Source organism: Amycolatopsis sp. FBCC-B4732 (genome assembly GCF_023008405.1).
Lineage (GTDB): Bacteria > Actinomycetota > Actinomycetes > Mycobacteriales > Pseudonocardiaceae > Amycolatopsis > Amycolatopsis pretoriensis_A.
The window spans coordinates 7,557,360-7,573,154 of record NZ_CP095376.1 but is presented as its reverse complement, the minus strand read 5'-3'; the positions used below and the strand labels follow the sequence as shown (position 1 = coordinate 7,573,154).

Genomic DNA, 15,795 nt, shown 5'->3' with positions numbered 1-15,795 from the left:
AAGGGACACGGGTACGCCCTACGGGGTACGGTATGGCCCTTGTCCACACCCGAAGTCACGGATCAACACCGGTGGACAAGCTGGGAGGGAAGGTCGGATGCCGGACACCAACGCCCACGGCGACGCCGTCGCGCAGGCGCAGCCCGGGCCGGGAGCCGCTTCCGGGACACCACCCCAACCCGCCGCCTCCGCCGAAGCCCGCACGGACGAACGCCGCTTCCGCGTGTACACCTTCGCGGTGCTGAGCCTCGGGCTCGTCGCCGCGTTCGCCGTCGGCTCGTGGCAACCGTTCCACTGGGACAGCAAGCTGCTCTGGATCGGGCCGGTCCTCGCGGTCGCGTTCCTGCTCGCCGAACAGCTCGGCATCAACGTCGACGTCCGCAGCGGCATCTCGTGGACCATCTCCTTCACCGAGATCCCGCTCGTCATCGGGTTCTTCGTCGCGCCGTTCGAAGTCGTGCTGGCCGCGCACCTGGTCGCCGGCATCGGCACGCTGCTCGCGCGGAAGGTCTCCGGCCGCGTCCTCTACAACGCGGGCGCGTTCCTGCTCGAGATCACCGGCGCGTTCGCCGTCGCCGGACTGGTCAAGTACGCCGTCGGCGCGGGTGGCGGCGACAAGTTCCCGTGGGTGGCCGCGCTGGCGGGCACCCTGACCGCGCCGCTGGTGAGCACGCTGCTCGCGCTGGCCGCGGTCCGCGTGCTGCGGCGCCGGATGCGGGTCAGCACCGCCGTCCGGCTGACCGCGCGGATCCTGGTCGTCGGGTTCGTCAACGCGTCCGTCGGCCTCTCCGGCTACCTCGTCATTTCGAACACGCCCAAGGCGTGGCCGCTGGTGCTCGCCGTCTTCCTCGGCCTGACCGCGTTGTACTGGGCCTATTCGGACCTGCTGCGGGAGCAGCGGGACATGGAAGCGCTCTCCGACGTCAGCCTGATGGTCGCCCGTTCGGGCCAGCTGGCCGCGGCCCGCCCGGCCGGCCGCGCCGACGAGCTCGTCGGCGGCGTCGACGTCCGCGAGTGGGCGACGATCGCCGAGCGCATCAAGGACCAGCTCGCCGCGGGCCGCGTCGTGCTCCGGCTGCGGCTCGAGGCGAAGGACCCGCTGCGGGTCGTCGTCGCGGGCGACGACCTGCCGCCCGCCGACCCCGCCGCCGACGACCCGCTGCTGCGGCTGCCCGGCGCGCACGTCCGGCACTTCCGGATCACCGAGGCCAACCCCGACGTCCGCGCGGCGCTGCTCGACCGCGGCGCGCAGGAGGCGCTCGTCGTCCCGCTGCGCAGCGCGAACCAGCTGCTCGGCGTCGTCGAGGCGCACGACCGGCTCTCGCGCTGGCGCGGGTTCGGCAAGTACGACGTCCAGCTGCTCGGCACGATGGCCAGCCACCTCGCGACGTCGCTGGACAACCGGCGGCTGCTGGCGACGCTGCGCCACGACGCCTACCACGACCCGCTCACCGGGCACCTCAACCGGCTGGGCTTCCGGCAGGTGGCGAAGGAACCGCTGCGGGACTACGCGCACGCCGTGGTGCTGCGCATCGACCTCGACGTCTTCTCCACGGTCAGCGACGCGCTCGGCTACGCGTGGGCCGACCGGATGGTCATCGCCGCCGCCCGCCGCATCCGCGACGCGCTCGGCCCCGACGTCCCGCTCGCCCGGCTGGAAGGCGCGTCCTTCGCGGCCCTGCTCGTCGGCTGCCCGCCGGAGGAGGCCCACGACGCCGCGGAACGGCTGCGCGAAGGGCTTTCCGCGCCGTACCCGGTGGACCGGCTCTCGGTCGAGGCGAACGCGATGATCGGCTACGCGACGACGACCCCCGAGGAGTCGGGCGACGTCGTCGACATCGAAGGCCTGCTGCAGCGCGCCGACGTCGCCGTTCGCGCCACGAAGGGCGGCGAAGAGGTCCGCGGCTACGTGCCGAGCATGGGCCAGATCTTCCTGCGCCGCTTCCAGATGGTCACGCAGTTCCGGCAGTCACTCGAGGACGGCCAGGTCAGCGTCCACTACCAGCCGAAGATCACCCTGCCGAACCGGCAGGTGGCCGGCGTCGAGGCGCTCGTCCGCTGGGTGCACCCGGAGTTCGGCAGGCTCGGCCCGGACGAGTTCGTCCCGGCCATCGAGGCGGCCGGCCTGATCGGCGTGCTGACGTCGTTCGTGCTCGGCGAGGCGCTCAAGCGCTGCCGCAAGTGGCTCGACGAAGGCCTGCGGATCTCGGTCGCGGTGAACCTGTCGGTGCGGAACCTGGCCGACGAGGACTTCCCGGACAAGGTCGCCCGCGAGCTGGAGCACCACGGCATCCCGCCGGAGCTGCTGACGTTCGAGCTGACCGAGTCCGGGGTGATGTCCGACCCGCAGAAGGCACTGCCGATCCTGCGCGAGCTGCACTCGCTGGGCATCGTGCTGGCGGTGGACGACTTCGGCACGGGCTACTCGTCGCTGGCCTACCTGCGGCAGCTGCCGGTCGACCAGGTCAAGATCGACAAGAGCTTCGTCCTCGGCATGGGCACCGACCTCGGCGACCTCGCGGTGGTCCGCTCGATCGTCGAGCTCGGCCATTCGCTCGGGCTCACGGTGGTGGCGGAAGGCGTCGAGGAGGACGTCGCCCGCGACCAGCTGGAGGCGATGGGCTGCGACGTCGCGCAGGGCTACCTGATCTCGCGGCCGCTGCCGGAAGACCGCCTGGAGGCGTGGCTGCAGGCCCGCACCGCGCGCTCGCCGGGGCGGCACTCGGAGACCGTGCTGACCCTGCTGACCTGAGGTTTTCGGGTTAATCGACCCCGGTTGCACGGCCGGGTGACGGGGCTTGCTAACCTTTCCAAGTCCTCGCGAGAGGCCAGGCCCCTTTAGCTCAGTCGGCAGAGCGTCTCCATGGTAAGGAGAAGGTCTACGGTTCGATTCCGTAAAGGGGCTCACGACCTCAGCCGCGTCACGCCTGCGTGTCGCGGCTTGGGTCATGTAAGGGCGGTGTAGCTCAGTTGGCAGAGCAAGCGGCTCATAATCGCTGTGTCGCCGGTTCAAGTCCGGCCACCGCTACGCGGTAACGACGGGGCTGGCCCCCGGACCTGAGAGAGAAGGAAACGCTGTGGCTGCCACCGACGTGCGACCCAAGATCACGCTGGCGTGCGAAGAGTGCAAGCACCGCAACTACATCACCAAGAAGAACCGGCGCAACAACCCGGATCGCCTGGAGATGAAGAAGTTCTGCCCGAACTGCGGTACGCACCGGACGCACAAGGAAACCCGCTGACGTAGCGCGTTCACACCAGCTTCGAAGAGCCGCCCAGGACCACCTGGGCGGCTCTTTGCTGTTGGTAGCCTGGCCGGCGTGCCTTTGGACGAGTCGTTCACCGGGCGGGTCTACCCGCCGCAGACCAGCTACGAAGTGAGCCGGGAGAAGATCCGGGAGTTCGCCGACGCGATCGGCGACGCCAACCCGCTCTACCGCGACCCGGAGGCGGCCCGCGCGGCCGGCCACCCGGACGTCGTCGCGCCCCCGACGTTCCTCACGATCATCAACCTCGCGTCGATCAACTCGATCGTCACGGATCCCGAGCTCGGCCTCGACTACTCGCGGATGGTCCACGGCGACCAGCAGTTCACCTACAGCCGCCCGGCCCACGCCGGCGACACGCTGCTGCTGACGACCCACATCGACCGGATCATGGCCCGGGCCGGCAACGACTTCATCAACCTGCGCGCCGAAATCACCGACGGCGACGGCGCGCACATCGCCACCACGCGCGCCCAGCTCGTGGTGCGGGGGGAGGACGCGTGAACACCGGCGACGAACTGCCCGCCCTCGAGGTCCGGATCACCCGTGAACAGCTGGTTCGCTACGCCGGCGCGGCGCTCGACTTCAACCCGATCCACTGGAACGAGGCGTTCGCGAAGGACGTCGGCCTCCCGGACGTCATCGCCCACGGCATGCTGACGATGGCGGTGGCCGGCCGCGTGGTGACGGACTGGCTCGGCGACCCGGGCCGCCTGGTCGACTTCAGCGCCCGCTTCACCCGCCCGGTGGTCGTCCCGAACACGCCGGAGGGCGCCCTGGTGGAGATCACGGGCAAGGTCGGCGACGTCAAGGACGACGGCACGGCGCGGATCGACCTCGTGGTGAAGTTCGACGGCAAGACGGTGCTCGGGAAGCCCCAGGCGCTCGTCCGCACCTGAGCCTCCGCCGCCCGCCGGTCGACCGGCTAAGGCAGCTTCAGCACCGACAGCACCGCGTCGGCCATGCCCTGCTCACCCCTCGCGTTCGGGTGCAGCGGGGCGGCCGGCGAGGCGGGCAGCAGGCCCTCCACCCACCGCGTGTCCGACGCCGAGCAGACGTCGTGGCCCTTGCCCGGGGTCGCCGTGTCCGCGTAGCCCGCGCGGTGGGCGTCCGCCTGGTCCTCGAGCATCTTGTTCAGCTTGCCCAGCTCCTCGCGGAAGTACGCGATGTCGCCGCGGCCGAAGGGGAGGATCGGCCAGCAGCCGTCGCCGTCCGGGAGGACCGTCGGGTAGCCGACCACCACGACCTTCGCCTTCGGGGCCTTCGTGTGGATGCGGTCCAGGATCGCGCCGACCTTCGGGGCGGCCGCGTCGATCCGCTCGGCGAGCTGGTCGTGGCCGCCCGCGGTCAGCTTGTCCTTGCACGGCGACGCCGTCGAGTGCGCCGTCGCGCAGCCCGCCGCGTACGCGAAGAAGCCGACGTCGTTGCCGCCGATGCCGATCGTCACCAGCGTCGTGTCCTTCGTGACCGCGTCCAGCTGCGCCGGGTTCGTGCCGTTGCCCGTCTTCTGCGGGGCCGTCAGGTGCGCGGTCGTCGCGCCGCCGCAGCTGACGTCGGCGAACTGGGCCGGCTTCAGCTTCGCCGAGACCACGTGCGGGTAGTTGTCGTCCGAGCGCTCGCAGCCCGCCGGGGTGCCCGCCTGCCGCCCGGTGCGCGGCGACGACGTGTACGAGTCGCCCAGCGCCACGTAGCGGCCCGAACCGCCGCCGGTGTCCGCGCCGTCCGGTGGTGCCGAGGACGAGCCGTGCTGCCACTTGTAGTACCCGAAGCCGAGTAGTGCGAGTACGAGTACGACGACGAGACAGCCGCCCCCACCGCTTTTCTTCGCCACTTCTTCGTTTCTACCGAAGGAGTGCGCCCGGCGAGCTAGCCAATCCGGGTGATCCGCCGCGCGATCAGGTCGTTCACCAGCCCGGCGCCGGTCTCCGGGTCGTCCACGCTGACCAGCACGCTCCGGCCGTTCTCCAGCGACAACGCCAGCGCGGGGCCGCCGCGCACCTTGTACGCCGTCGTGCCGGTCACCGGGTTGAAGCGCAGGCCGAGGCCGCCGTCGCCGAACGTCGCCAGGTCGCGCGCCGTCGCCTCGCGGATGCTCGCCAGCTTCAGGTGCCGCCAGGGGAAGCCGAGGAGGCCGAAGCGGATCGTCACGCCCTTGGCGTCCACGGTCGCCTTGAGCCGGTACGTCAGCGCGGTGACCGCGGCGCCGACGAACGCGATCCAGGCGGCCGTCGGCCAGGGGAGCCCGGCCGGCAGGAGGCCGATCGCGACGGGGACCAGGAGCAGCGCCCAGAGCATCGCCGGGTTCGCCGCCCGGCCCGACCAGAACGCGCGCTGACCCGGTTCGAGCCCGACGCTCGGCCGGTGGGCCGACTCTTCGCGGACCGGCGACGGCGGGCCGCCCACGACCGCCGCGACCGCGCCGAGGACGGCCGCGCCCAGCATGAAGAACACCACGGTGGCGCCGGTGCCCGCCGCGAGCCAGTCCGGCGCGTCGAGGTTCGAGACGAGCACGGAAAGCAGCACCGCGGACGGCAGCGCGGCGAACGCGGCGCCCACGCCGACGGTCAGGCGGGGCAGCGGCCGGCCCCGGCGCAGCGCGGTGACCCCCGACGTCGCCAGGAGGACGACGGCGACCGCGCCGAGCGCCAGGCACGCGGTGACGAACACCGTGAACGGGGTGGAGCCGTTCGGCCCGCCGTTCCAGTGCGTCGCGAGGGGGTCGGGCAGGCGGTCCGCCCAGGCGTCGGCGAGGACGCCGGTGACGGCGAGCGCGGCGCCCGGCGGCACGGCGGTGGCGAGCAGGACCCGGATCAGCTTGGTCATGTGTACTTCTCCTTCAGCACCCCGGTGAGTTCGTCCAGGCCGACGCCCGCGCGCTTGGCCTCGCGGACCAGTTCCCCGGCCAGCTCGGCGAGCCGGGCCCGCGACGACGCGCCGCCGAGCACGACCGCGCCCCGGCGTCGCCGCAGGTCGATCAGGCCCTCGTCGCGCAGCAGCGCGTACGCCCGCAGCACGGTGTGGACGTTGATCTCCAGCGACGCCGCCAGCTCCCGCGCGGGCGGCAGCTGCTCCCCGGGCGCGGGGCTGCCGTCGCCCAGCGAGCGGCGCAGCGACGCCGCCACCTGCTCGAAGATCGGCTCGGTGGAGCTGGGATCGATCCGGACCAACATAGTTCTAACTATAATAGAACTATTACAGCTGAAGAGAGACTTGCGTCACACTTTCGCTGGGCGCTCAGCCTGCCTTGGCGATGAGGTCCCCGGCCAGCTCCAGGGCGTGGTCGACGTCCCGCGCGACGTAGTGCAGGTCGACGAGCACCTCGGAGATGCCCAGCTCGGCGGCCACGTCGAGGCAGGGGAGGACGTCGGCGACCGTTTCGACGCCGGTGCCCTGTCTCGGGTTGATCCGCAGCACCCGGCGCAGCGCGTCCGGGTCACGACCGGCCTGCTCGGCGGCTTCGCGGGCGACCGACCAGAGGCCGTCGAGGTACTGCTTCGGCATCCACCCGGCCAGCCAGCCGTCCGCGCGGCGCCCGACCCGGGTCAGCGCCGGCGGGGAGAACCCGCCGAGCAGCACCGGCGGCCGCGGTTCCTGCGCCGGCCGCAGGCCCACCGTCGACGGCGCGATCCGCCACTGCGGGCCTTCGTGCGCCACCGGGTCGCCGGTCCACAACGCCTCCAGCGCGTCGAGGACCGCTTCGAGCCGCTTGCCCCGGCCCGCCCACGGGACCCCGGTCGCGAAGTACTCCTCGCGCAGCCAGCCCAGCCCGAAGCCGACGTCCAGCCGTCCCGAGCTGGCCAGGTCGAGCGAGGTCAGGGCCCTGGCGAGCAGAACCGGGGAATAGACCGGGCCGGTCAGCGCGCTCATCCCGAGGCGGGCCGTCCGGGTCACGGCGGCCGCGGTGGCCAGCGTCGTGAACGGGTCGGCGAAGGTCTCGAACTCTTCCGGGTACGGGTGCTCCGGCGTCCCGCCGCCCGGGTAGAGGTCCGACGGCTCCCGCGGCGTCAGGATCCGGTCGCCGACCCAGAGCGACCCGTAGCCGAGGTCCTCCGCGGCGGTCGCGAAGCGCGCGACGGCAGCGGGGTCGGCGAGGGCGCCGTACTGGGGCAGCGCGAGCCCGAGGCGCATCCCGGCCACCACCATCCGACCGGGGGTGTCCGTCATGGCGGACATCCTGGCATGATCACGTCGCCGGCGGGGAGTGTTCCGCAGGCCGACCGGGGTTCGGCGGTCGATCGGGGGGCGCGGTTGCGGGCTCTCGTGAGGCTTGCCGTAGACTTCGGGACTTGGAACGCACTACGGTCATCCCCGCCTGGATGGTGGGGATGCTGGAATGCGTCCTCCGGGGCCCCGAGCGATCGGGGCTCCACAGGGGTGTAGCTCAATTGGCAGAGCAGCGGTCTCCAAAACCGCAGGTTGCAGGTTCAAGTCCTGTCACCCCTGCGTAACGGAACTGGTGGAGCGGAGGAGTGGTCGTGAGCGACAGCGACGCCAGCGGCGGCGAGCAGGAGCAGGACGGAAGCGGGCAGAAGCCCGAGAACCCGTCCCGTCCCGTCACAGCTGCCGCCCGGCGTGAGCGCCGTGCGACCGCTCGTCCGGCGGGCAAGTCCGCGGCACGTGCGGACGACAAGACCCGCCCGGCCGGGAAGTCGGGGGAGAAGTCCGCCCCCGACGCCAAGGGCGCGCCGACTCCCAAGCGGGACCAGAAGGCGAAGAAGGCCTCCGTGTTCGCGCGGCTGGTGCGCTTCATCCGTGAGGTGTGGGCGGAGCTGCGCAAGGTCATCTGGCCCAACCGCAAGCAGATGGTCACTTACACCGCGGTCGTGCTGGTCTTCGTGGTGTTCATGGTGGCCCTGGTGAGCGTCTTGGACTTCGCGTTCAAGAAGGGCATCGGCGCGATCTTCGGCTGACCCGCCGCCGTGCCGCGCGGGCCGGCCCGACCGACCCGGAATGATCAACTGAGAGGACGGAACGTGACCTCCGACAACGGCACATCAGCCGGTCACGACCTGACCGAGCTTTCCGACGAGCAGGTGCACGCGGCACTCGGTGACGAGGAGTCCGAGCACCTGGAGCCCGTCGAGGTGTCCGACGAGGTCGACGAAGCCGCTTCCGATGACGACGGCGCTTCCGACGAGGCCGCCGCCGCCGACGACGACGACGTGACCGACGAGGCCGCCGAGCCCGAGGCCGACGACGAGGACCCGGTCGCCAAGCTGCGTTCCGAGCTCCTCGCCGCGCCCGGCGAGTGGTACGTCGTGCACTCGTACGCCGGTTACGAGAACAAGGTGAAGACCAACCTCGAGACCCGGACCCAGACCCTGGACGTCGAGGACTACATCTTCCAGATCGAGGTTCCGACCGAAGAGGTCACCGAGATCAAGAACGGCCAGCGCAAGCAGGTGCAGCGCAAGGTGCTGCCCGGCTACATCCTGGTCCGGATGGACCTGAACGACGCCTCGTGGAGCGCGGTGCGCAACACCCCGGGCGTCACCGGGTTCGTCGGCGCGACCTCGCGGCCGTCGCCGCTGACCGTGGACGAGGTCCTGAAGTTCCTCGCCCCGAAGGTCGAGAGCGAAGCCCCGGCCAAGGCCAGCAAGGGTGACTCCGCCGCGTCCGCGCCGCTGGGCGCTCCGGCCGTCGAGGTCGACTTCGAGATCGGCGAGTCGGTCACGGTCATGGACGGCCCGTTCGCGACGCTGCCGGCGACGATTTCCGAGGTCAACGTCGACGGGCAGAAGCTGAAGGTCCTGGTGTCGATCTTCGGCCGGGAGACCCCGGTCGAGCTGTCGTTCACGCAGGTCTCCAAGATCTGACGGCCGGCCTTCTCGGCCGCAGTCCCCGCGTCCACGGCAGGTACGCGGGGAACGTAGTACAGGACAGGAAAAGAAATGCCACCCAAGAAGAAGAAGCTTGCGGCGATCATCAAGCTGCAGATCAAGGCGGGTGCGGCCAACCCCGCGCCGCCGGTCGGCCCGGCGCTGGGTCAGCACGGCGTCAACATCATGGAGTTCTGCAAGGCCTACAACGCCGCGACCGAGTCGCAGCGCGGGGACGTCGTCCCGGTCGAGATCTCCGTCTACGAAGACCGGTCGTTCGACTTCAAGCTGAAGACGCCGCCGGCCGCGCGCCTGCTGCTCAAGGCCGCTGGTGTCGAGAAGGGCTCCGGCGAGCCGCACAAGACCAAGGTCGCCAAGGTCACTTGGGACCAGGTCCGCGAGATCGCCAAGACCAAGGAGACCGACCTCAACGCCCACGACATCGACCAGGCCGCGAAGATCATCGCCGGTACTGCCCGGTCGATGGGCATCACGGTCGTCGACGCCTGACGTCTGCAGCGTTACCCGTGGGAGAGCCTAGTGCTGGCTCGTCACCACACTGATCCGTTTTCGAAGTTAGGGACAGAAGCATGACCAAGCACAGCAAGGCTTACCGCCAGGCTGCGGAGCTGATCGACAAGTCGCGTTTCTACGCGCCGCTCGAGGCTGCGAAGCTGGCGAAGGAGACCTCCAAGACCAAGATGGACGCGACCGTCGAGGTCGCGATGCGTCTCGGTGTGGACCCCCGCAAGGCCGACCAGATGGTCCGCGGCACCGTGAACCTGCCGCACGGCACCGGTAAGACCGCCCGCGTCATCGTCTTCGCCGTCGGCGACAAGGCCGCCGAGGCCGAAGCCGCCGGTGCGGACGCGGTCGGCACCGACGAACTGATCGAGCGCATCCAGGGTGGCTGGCTCGACTTCGACGCCGCGATCGCGACGCCGGACCAGATGGCCAAGGTGGGCCGCATCGCCCGCATCCTCGGCCCGCGTGGCCTGATGCCGAACCCGAAGACCGGCACGGTGACCCCCGCGGTCGAGAAGGCCGTGAAGGACATCAAGGGCGGTAAGATCAACTTCCGCGTCGACAAGCAGGCCAACCTGCACCTGGTGATCGGCAAGGCTTCCTTCGACACGGAGAAGCTGGTCGAGAACTACGCCGCCGCGCTGGACGAGATCCTCCGCGCCAAGCCGTCTTCGGCGAAGGGCCGCTACCTCAAGAAGGTCACCTTCACCACGACGATGGGCCCGGGCATCCCGGTCGACCCGCTGCGGACCCGCAACCTCCTTTCCGAGGAAGCTGCGGTCTGAGTCTGAGATCACCAGAAAGGGCGTCCCCGCTTACTGCGGGGGCGCCCTTTCTTCGTGTCTGATGGACGCCATGCCGACTTTCGCGTCGTTCGACGGCCTCCGGTTGAACTACACCGTGTGGGAGGGCGACGGCGCCCACCGCCCGGTGCTGCTCCAACACGGCTTCGCGGCCGACACGAACGCGAACTGGATCTCCACCGGCGTGGTCGCCGCTTTGCGCTCGGCCGGTTTCACGGTGATCTCCCTGGACGCGCGCGGCCACGGCCGGTCGGAGAAGCCGCACGACGAGTCCTGCTACACCGAAGACACGATGGCCCGCGACGTCTCGGCCCTGCTGGACGAACTGGCCCTCGACGAGGTCTCGATGGTCGGCTACTCGATGGGCGCGATCATCGCCCTGACGGCCACGGCCGCGGACAAGCGCATCCGCTGCCTGGCCACGGGCGGCGTCGGCTCGGGCATCGTCGACTTCGGCGGCGTCGACCTGCGCGTGGTGAAGCCGGCGGACATCGCTTCGGCGCTGCTGGCGGAGGACCCGTCGACGGTCCCGCCATCGGGCGTCCCGTTCCGGCTGCTGGCGGACGCGGTCGGCGGCGACCGCCGCGCACTGGCGGCGGTGGCACTGGCGTCGAAGGAGGGCCACCTGGACCTGTCCGCGATCGGCGTCCCGACGCTGGTCCTGGCGGGCGACCAAGACCAGCTGGCCGCGGAGCCGGAGCGCTTGGCGGCGGCGATCGCGGGGGCCCGCCTGGTCCGCATCCCGGGCGACCACATGACGGCGGTGATGTCCCCGGCGTTCTCGGAGGCGCTGGTGGCGTTCCTGTCGGCGCCGCACCCGCGCTAGGAGCTCAGCGGGTCGGTGACGTCGTCGGGACTCCGCTGCACTTCGCCGGCCCGATGGCGTGACCGGTGATCAGCCACTGCCCCTTGTCGACCTTCGAGACCGTGAAGACGCCCAGTGCCGGGCCCCCTTGGACCGGGAAGGTGCAGGAATCGATCGTCACGGTGTCGCCGGGCAGCGGCGCCGAGACGCTCGAGGGCAGGGATTCGGCGTAGTCGTTCTTGTTCGTCACCTGGGTGGCGAGGAATTCGACGGCCTTCTTGCAGTCGGTCTGGGCGGCGTTCTGGCGGAACGTCTGCGCGATGTCCTGCGCGAACTGCGTCTGGATGTCGCGCGGACCCTCGTTCTGGAACCGGCCGCAAGCGTCGGCGACCCGGCCCTGGGCGATGTTGTGGTACACGAACCGCACGGCCTCGTACGGGTTCGTCGAGAACACGTGGTTCGTGTGGTACTTCCCGCCGCCCTCCTGGGCGAGCTGGGCGGACGTCTTGCCCGAGTCGTTCGGGAAGAAGTGGTTGTACAACCACGTTCCCGCGACGCCGAGGATGACCAAGGCCAAGACCCACGCGATGACCTTCTTGCCGAGCCAGCTCAGCCACCTCGGGGCGCGGCGGCGCTCGGCCGGGACCAGCTGGTAGCCCGGGGGGATCACCGGAGGCTGGGACGGCGGCGCCTGGACCACGCCGGCGTCCGGTGGAGGAGCCGGCTGGTTGCCCTGCTGGGACTGGGTGAACCTCAGGTAGTCCTGGAACTGCTGGAACTGGCGGAACTGCTCCAGCTGCGCCGGATCAACCGGCGGCTGTCCCGACGGCTGTGGGAGCGCTGGGGTGCCGCCCGGGGGTGTGGGTGCGTTCGAGCCCGCCGGTTCGAGTTCCGAGCCCGGCTTTCCGTCATCGCGCTGCTCCGCCACGTGACCATGATGCCCCACGGCGCCGCGAAGGTGGGGGTCGGAGAAGGCTTGTCGGCTTGACAATGTATTCTTCTCGGTGGTTCTACCGAAGACCGCTGGTTTTCCCCGCTTCCGTGGGGAACGAAGGTCCCGCAACTCGCCGGGCGGCCCGCGCAGGAGGAACGAGGCCCCGGCACGTGTGCCGGAAGAACGCCCCGCGACTGCTTGCGCGAGGGCGTTTCGTCGTTTGGGGGCTCCTCGACGCCAGTGGAAACACTAGCCAAGAGAGGAGGCGACCATGGCGAAGCCCGACAAGGTGGCGGCCGTCGCCGAGATCGCGGAGAGCTTCCGCAACAGCTCGGCCACCGTCGTTACCCAGTACACCGGCCTCTCCGTGTCCCAGCTGTCCCAGCTGCGCCGCGCTCTCGGCACCAGTGCCAAGTACCGGGTCGCGAAGAACACCCTCGTCAAGCGTGCCGCGGAAGACGCGGGCGTCACGGGGCTCGAGGACCTGTTCGTCGGTGCCACCGCCATCGCCTTCGTCGAGGGTGAAGCGGTCGACGCCGCCAAGGCGCTTCGCGACTTCGCGAAGGACAACAACGCGCTTGTGATCAAGGGCGGCTACATGGACGGCAAAGCGCTGTCCGTGGACGAGATCAACAAGATCGCCGATCTCGACAGCCGTGAGGTCCTGCTCGCCAAGGCGGCGGGCGCGTTCAAGGCGAAGCTGTCCCAGGCCGCCGCGCTGTTCCAGGCGCCGGCGTCCCAGGTCGCCCGCCTGGCTGCCGCGCTGGAGGAGAAGCAGCGCAACGCCGCCGGTACCGAAGCAGCCGAAGCACCCGCCGAGAGCTGATCCACCCCCCACCCCGAACGCTTTTAGTTCGTTTTTCTGAGAGGAAGCCATCATGGCGAAGCTGAGCACCGCCGAGCTGATCGACGCCTTCAAGGAGCTCACCCTCCTCGAGCTGTCCGAGTTCGTGAAGGAGTTCGAGGACACCTTCGACGTCACCGCCGCCGCGCCGGTCGCCGTCGCCGCCGCCGGCCCCGCCGGTGCCGCCCCGGCCGCCGTCGAGGAGCAGGACGAGTTCGACGTCGTCCTCGAGGGCGCCGGCGACAAGAAGATCCAGGTCATCAAGGTCGTCCGCGAGGTCGTCTCCGGTCTGGGCCTGAAGGAGGCCAAGGAGCTGGTCGAGGCCGCTCCCAAGGCCCTCCTGGAGAAGGTCGACAAGGAGGCCGCCGAGGCCGCCAAGGAGAAGCTCGAGGCCGCGGGCGCCAAGATCTCCATCAAGTGATCTCGGGCGCGCAAGCGCCTCAGCACCACCTCGAGAAGGGGCGGGCATCCACGCGGATGCCCGCCCCTTCCGTTTTGCCTGGTCACGGGCATCCCCTAGGAGCGGTGTCCGAATAGCCCCGGGTCCCTAAAACGCGGGTGCGGGGCCGCGGGGATCTGCGTCGTTGCCCCGAATGGACTAGGTTCCCTGCAGTTGCCGATCACGGCGGGGTGACGATGGGTCCGGGTCTGGCCAGAAAAGAAAACTGGTGAGTAACCTGTTCGCACTCAGCTCGTTGCACCTGGTTGACGCGGGTTAATGCGGCGCACGGCCCGCACCCGCCGCCGACGTGGGGTGGCATGGGTGTGGCAGCGGGCGCAATGACGCGGAACAGCTCCTGGAGGTGCGATGGGTGCCGAGGTGGTCATCGAAGGTCTGACCAAGTCCTTCGGTAAGCAGGCCATCTGGCGGGACGTCACGCTGACCCTGCCCCCGGGCGAGGTCTCGGCGATGCTCGGACCGTCCGGAACCGGCAAGTCGGTGTTCCTCAAGTCGATGATCGGCCTGCTCAAGCCCGACCGCGGGCGCTGCGTGATCAACGGCGTCGACATCGTGACGTGCTCCGAACACAAGCTCTACGAGATCCGGAAGCTCTTCGGCGTCCTCTTCCAGGACGGCGCGCTGTTCGGCTCGATGAACCTCTACGACAACGTCGCTTTCCCGCTGCGCGAGCACACGAAGAAGTCCGAGACGGAAATCCGCCGGATCGTCCTCGAAAAGCTCGACATGACGGGTCTGAACGGCGCCGACAAGAAGCTCCCCGGCGAGATCTCCGGTGGTATGCGCAAGCGCGCCGGCCTCGCCCGCGCCCTGGTGCTCGACCCCGAGATCATCCTGGTCGACGAGCCGGACTCGGGTCTCGACCCGGTCCGCACCACCTACATCTCGCAGCTGTTCCTCGACGTGAACGCGCAGATCGACGCGACGTTCCTGATCGTCACGCACAACATCAACCTGGCCCGTACGGTGCCGGACAACCTGGGCATGCTCTTCCGCAAGGAACTGGTCATGTTCGGCCCACGCGAGGTGCTGCTGACCAGCGAGGAGCCGGTCGTCAAGCAGTTCCTCAACGGCCGGATGCAGGGCCCGATCGGCATGTCCGAAGAGAAGGACTCCGCCCAGATCGCCGCCGAAAAGGCGATGTTCGACGCCGGGCACCACGCCGGCGGGGTCGAGGACATCTCCGGGGTGCCGCCGCAGATGCAGACGACGCCGGGTGTGCCGACCCGGATGGGCGCGGTCCGCCGCAAGGACCGGGTCATGGAGGTCCTGCACCGGCTGCCGCAGCCCGCGCAGGAGGGCATCATCGCCTCCCTGAGCCCGGAGGAGCAGCGCCACTACGGCGTCAGCCCCCGCCGTGTCGCCCAAGCCCAGCAACAGCAGCAGGTGCCGGCCGGCGCCCGCCCGCAGGGTGACGGCGTCCCGAACCAGCACCACGGGCAACTGCCCGCCGACCAGGTGGCGCGCATCCCGGGCGGCGGCCAGCCGCCGAGACCCGGCTCGCACCGGATGCCGCCGCCGCGTGACAACGGGCCAGGTGGCCGGTGAGTTCTCCCGCAACACAGGCGAAGATCCCCGGGATCGGCATGCTCCGAGAGACCGGGAACCTGTTCGCACTCGGCCTGGACATCGTCCGCGGCCTGTTCCAGCGCCCGTTCCAGCTGCGGGAGTTCATCCAGCAGTCGTGGTTCATCGCGAGCGTGACCATCCTGCCGACGGCCCTCGTGGCGATCCCGTTCGGCGCGGTCATCTCGCTGCAGTTCGGTTCGCTCGCCCGCCAGCTGGGCGCGCAGTCCTACACCGGCGCGGGCTCCGTGCTCGCCACCGTGCAGCAGGCCAGTCCGCTGGTCACCGCGCTGCTGGTGGCGGGCGCGGGCGGCTCCGCCGTCTGCGCCGACATCGGCGCGCGCACCATCCGCGAAGAGATCGCCGCGATGGAGGTGCTCGGCGTCTCCGCGGTGCAGCGGCTGATCGTGCCGCGCACCCTCGCGATGATGCTGGTCGCGCTGCTGCTCAACGGCATGGTCAGCGTCATCGGCGTGCTGGGCGGCTACTTCTTCAACGTCGTGCTGCAGGGCGGGACGCCGGGTGCGTACCTGGCGAGCTTCTCCGCCCTCGCGCAACTGCCCGACCTCTGGGTCGGCGAGCTCAAGGCGCTGATCTTCGGGTTCATCGCCGCCGTCGTCGCGTCCTACCGGGGCCTGAACCCCTCCGGCGGCCCGAAGGGCGTCGGGGACGCGGTGAACCAGTCGGTGGTCATCACGTTCCTGCTGCTGTTCGTCGTGAACTTCGTGATCACCCTGATCTACCTGCAGATCGTGCCCGGAAAGCTGGACTAG

Annotated in this window: 18 protein-coding genes and 3 tRNA genes; 16 read left to right on the top strand and 5 right to left on the bottom strand. The window is 70.1% G+C overall.

Annotated features, from left to right (window positions below; genetic code table 11):
• Positions 1–97: 97 nt before the first annotated feature.
• The 6 genes from MUY14_RS33655 (at position 98) to MUY14_RS33630 (ending at position 4,165) form a co-directional block, all read left to right on the top strand.
• Positions 98–2,752 carry a bifunctional diguanylate cyclase/phosphodiesterase gene (locus tag MUY14_RS33655; RefSeq protein WP_247015173.1) on the top strand — a complete coding sequence of 885 codons (2,655 nt, stop codon included), beginning with the start codon at positions 98–100 and terminating at the stop codon, positions 2,750–2,752.
• An 80-nt stretch (positions 2,753–2,832) separates the two neighbouring features.
• A tRNA-Thr gene (locus tag MUY14_RS33650) sits at positions 2,833–2,905 on the top strand.
• A 50-nt stretch (positions 2,906–2,955) separates the two neighbouring features.
• Positions 2,956–3,028: transfer RNA gene (locus MUY14_RS33645), tRNA-Met, on the top strand.
• 49 nt (positions 3,029–3,077) lie between these two features.
• The gene (rpmG, locus tag MUY14_RS33640; protein WP_005152047.1) at positions 3,078–3,242 is read left to right on the top strand and encodes a 50S ribosomal protein L33; all 165 of its coding nucleotides are present in this window, start codon (positions 3,078–3,080) and stop codon (positions 3,240–3,242) included.
• 78 nt (positions 3,243–3,320) lie between these two features.
• Complete coding sequence (locus MUY14_RS33635) at positions 3,321–3,770, top strand: MaoC family dehydratase N-terminal domain-containing protein (RefSeq protein WP_247015171.1); 450 nt, start codon at positions 3,321–3,323, stop codon at positions 3,768–3,770.
• Positions 3,767–4,165: a MaoC family dehydratase gene (locus MUY14_RS33630; protein ID WP_247015169.1), complete on the top strand. Its 399-nt coding sequence runs from the start codon at positions 3,767–3,769 to the stop codon at positions 4,163–4,165. Before MUY14_RS33635 ends, MUY14_RS33630 begins: the two co-directional genes overlap by 4 nt.
• Positions 4,166–4,191: 26 nt before the next feature.
• Here the strand turns inward: MUY14_RS33630 and MUY14_RS33625 are convergent, their stop codons facing one another.
• The 4 genes from MUY14_RS33625 to MUY14_RS33610 form a co-directional block, all read right to left on the bottom strand.
• Positions 4,192–5,097 (bottom strand): SGNH/GDSL hydrolase family protein, encoded by a 906-nt coding sequence (locus tag MUY14_RS33625; RefSeq protein ID WP_247015167.1) that lies wholly within the window; start codon positions 5,095–5,097, stop codon positions 4,192–4,194.
• Between the two features lie 35 nt (positions 5,098–5,132).
• Positions 5,133–6,089: a hypothetical protein gene (locus MUY14_RS33620; protein ID WP_247015165.1), complete on the bottom strand. Its 957-nt coding sequence runs from the start codon at positions 6,087–6,089 to the stop codon at positions 5,133–5,135.
• Entirely contained in the window at positions 6,086–6,436 is a 351-nt protein-coding gene (locus MUY14_RS33615) for a GntR family transcriptional regulator (protein ID WP_247015162.1), read from the bottom strand. Before MUY14_RS33615 ends, MUY14_RS33620 begins: the two co-directional genes overlap by 4 nt.
• A gap of 64 nt (positions 6,437–6,500) precedes the next feature.
• Positions 6,501–7,430 (bottom strand): TIGR03619 family F420-dependent LLM class oxidoreductase, encoded by a 930-nt coding sequence (locus MUY14_RS33610; protein WP_247015160.1) that lies wholly within the window; start codon positions 7,428–7,430, stop codon positions 6,501–6,503.
• A gap of 206 nt (positions 7,431–7,636) precedes the next feature.
• Here MUY14_RS33610 and MUY14_RS33605 point away from each other — a divergent pair.
• From MUY14_RS33605 to MUY14_RS33580, 6 genes are all read left to right on the top strand, one after another.
• A tRNA-Trp gene (locus tag MUY14_RS33605) sits at positions 7,637–7,709 on the top strand.
• Positions 7,710–7,735: 26 nt separating this feature from the next.
• Positions 7,736–8,176, top strand: coding sequence for a preprotein translocase subunit SecE (gene secE, locus MUY14_RS33600; RefSeq protein ID WP_247015158.1), 441 nt, complete (start codon positions 7,736–7,738; stop codon positions 8,174–8,176).
• A 63-nt stretch (positions 8,177–8,239) separates the two neighbouring features.
• Positions 8,240–9,082: a transcription termination/antitermination protein NusG gene (gene nusG, locus MUY14_RS33595; RefSeq protein ID WP_247015155.1), complete on the top strand. Its 843-nt coding sequence runs from the start codon at positions 8,240–8,242 to the stop codon at positions 9,080–9,082.
• 75 nt (positions 9,083–9,157) lie between these two features.
• Entirely contained in the window at positions 9,158–9,595 is a 438-nt protein-coding gene (rplK, locus tag MUY14_RS33590; RefSeq protein ID WP_003079266.1) for a 50S ribosomal protein L11, read from the top strand.
• Positions 9,596–9,675: 80 nt separating this feature from the next.
• Entirely contained in the window at positions 9,676–10,395 is a 720-nt protein-coding gene (rplA, locus tag MUY14_RS33585; RefSeq protein ID WP_247015153.1) for a 50S ribosomal protein L1, read from the top strand.
• A gap of 70 nt (positions 10,396–10,465) precedes the next feature.
• Entirely contained in the window at positions 10,466–11,239 is a 774-nt protein-coding gene (locus MUY14_RS33580) for an alpha/beta fold hydrolase (protein WP_247015151.1), read from the top strand.
• A 4-nt stretch (positions 11,240–11,243) separates the two neighbouring features.
• Here the strand turns inward: MUY14_RS33580 and MUY14_RS33575 are convergent, their stop codons facing one another.
• Positions 11,244–12,146 carry a hypothetical protein gene (locus MUY14_RS33575; RefSeq protein WP_247015149.1) on the bottom strand — a complete coding sequence of 301 codons (903 nt, stop codon included), beginning with the start codon at positions 12,144–12,146 and terminating at the stop codon, positions 11,244–11,246.
• Positions 12,147–12,423: 277 nt separating this feature from the next.
• On the opposite strand from MUY14_RS33575, the gene rplJ reads away from it, so the two are divergent.
• The 4 genes from rplJ (at position 12,424) to MUY14_RS33555 (ending at position 15,795) form a co-directional block, all read left to right on the top strand.
• On the top strand, positions 12,424–12,978 hold the full coding sequence (gene rplJ, locus MUY14_RS33570) for a 50S ribosomal protein L10 (RefSeq protein WP_247015147.1): 555 nt from the start codon (positions 12,424–12,426) through the stop codon (positions 12,976–12,978).
• Between the two features lie 52 nt (positions 12,979–13,030).
• Positions 13,031–13,417, top strand: a complete 387-nt coding sequence (rplL, locus tag MUY14_RS33565) for a 50S ribosomal protein L7/L12 (RefSeq protein ID WP_247015145.1) — start codon at positions 13,031–13,033, stop codon at positions 13,415–13,417.
• 387 nt (positions 13,418–13,804) lie between these two features.
• On the top strand, positions 13,805–15,004 hold the full coding sequence (locus MUY14_RS33560) for an ABC transporter ATP-binding protein (RefSeq protein WP_247015143.1): 1,200 nt from the start codon (positions 13,805–13,807) through the stop codon (positions 15,002–15,004).
• 38 nt (positions 15,005–15,042) lie between these two features.
• Positions 15,043–15,795 (top strand): ABC transporter permease, encoded by a 753-nt coding sequence (locus MUY14_RS33555; RefSeq protein WP_013222532.1) that lies wholly within the window; start codon positions 15,043–15,045, stop codon positions 15,793–15,795.

Excerpts from the sequence above, each read along its gene's own strand:
- MUY14_RS33655 (WP_247015173.1), top strand. The coding sequence starts at position 98 with ATGCCGGACACCAACGCCCACGGCGACGCCGTCGCGCAGGCGCAGCCC.
- MUY14_RS33620 (WP_247015165.1), bottom strand. The coding sequence starts at position 6,089 with ATGACCAAGCTGATCCGGGTCCTGCTCGCCACCGCCGTGCCGCCGGGC.
- MUY14_RS33615 (WP_247015162.1), bottom strand. The coding sequence starts at position 6,436 with ATGTTGGTCCGGATCGATCCCAGCTCCACCGAGCCGATCTTCGAGCAG.
- MUY14_RS33610 (WP_247015160.1), bottom strand. The coding sequence starts at position 7,430 with ATGACGGACACCCCCGGTCGGATGGTGGTGGCCGGGATGCGCCTCGGG.
- rplK (WP_003079266.1), top strand. The coding sequence starts at position 9,158 with ATGCCACCCAAGAAGAAGAAGCTTGCGGCGATCATCAAGCTGCAGATC.
- rplA (WP_247015153.1), top strand. The coding sequence starts at position 9,676 with ATGACCAAGCACAGCAAGGCTTACCGCCAGGCTGCGGAGCTGATCGAC.
- MUY14_RS33580 (WP_247015151.1), top strand. The coding sequence starts at position 10,466 with ATGCCGACTTTCGCGTCGTTCGACGGCCTCCGGTTGAACTACACCGTG.
- rplJ (WP_247015147.1), top strand. The coding sequence starts at position 12,424 with ATGGCGAAGCCCGACAAGGTGGCGGCCGTCGCCGAGATCGCGGAGAGC.
- rplL (WP_247015145.1), top strand. The coding sequence starts at position 13,031 with ATGGCGAAGCTGAGCACCGCCGAGCTGATCGACGCCTTCAAGGAGCTC.
- MUY14_RS33560 (WP_247015143.1), top strand. The coding sequence starts at position 13,805 with ATGGGTGCCGAGGTGGTCATCGAAGGTCTGACCAAGTCCTTCGGTAAG.
- MUY14_RS33555 (WP_013222532.1), top strand. The coding sequence starts at position 15,043 with ATGCTCCGAGAGACCGGGAACCTGTTCGCACTCGGCCTGGACATCGTC.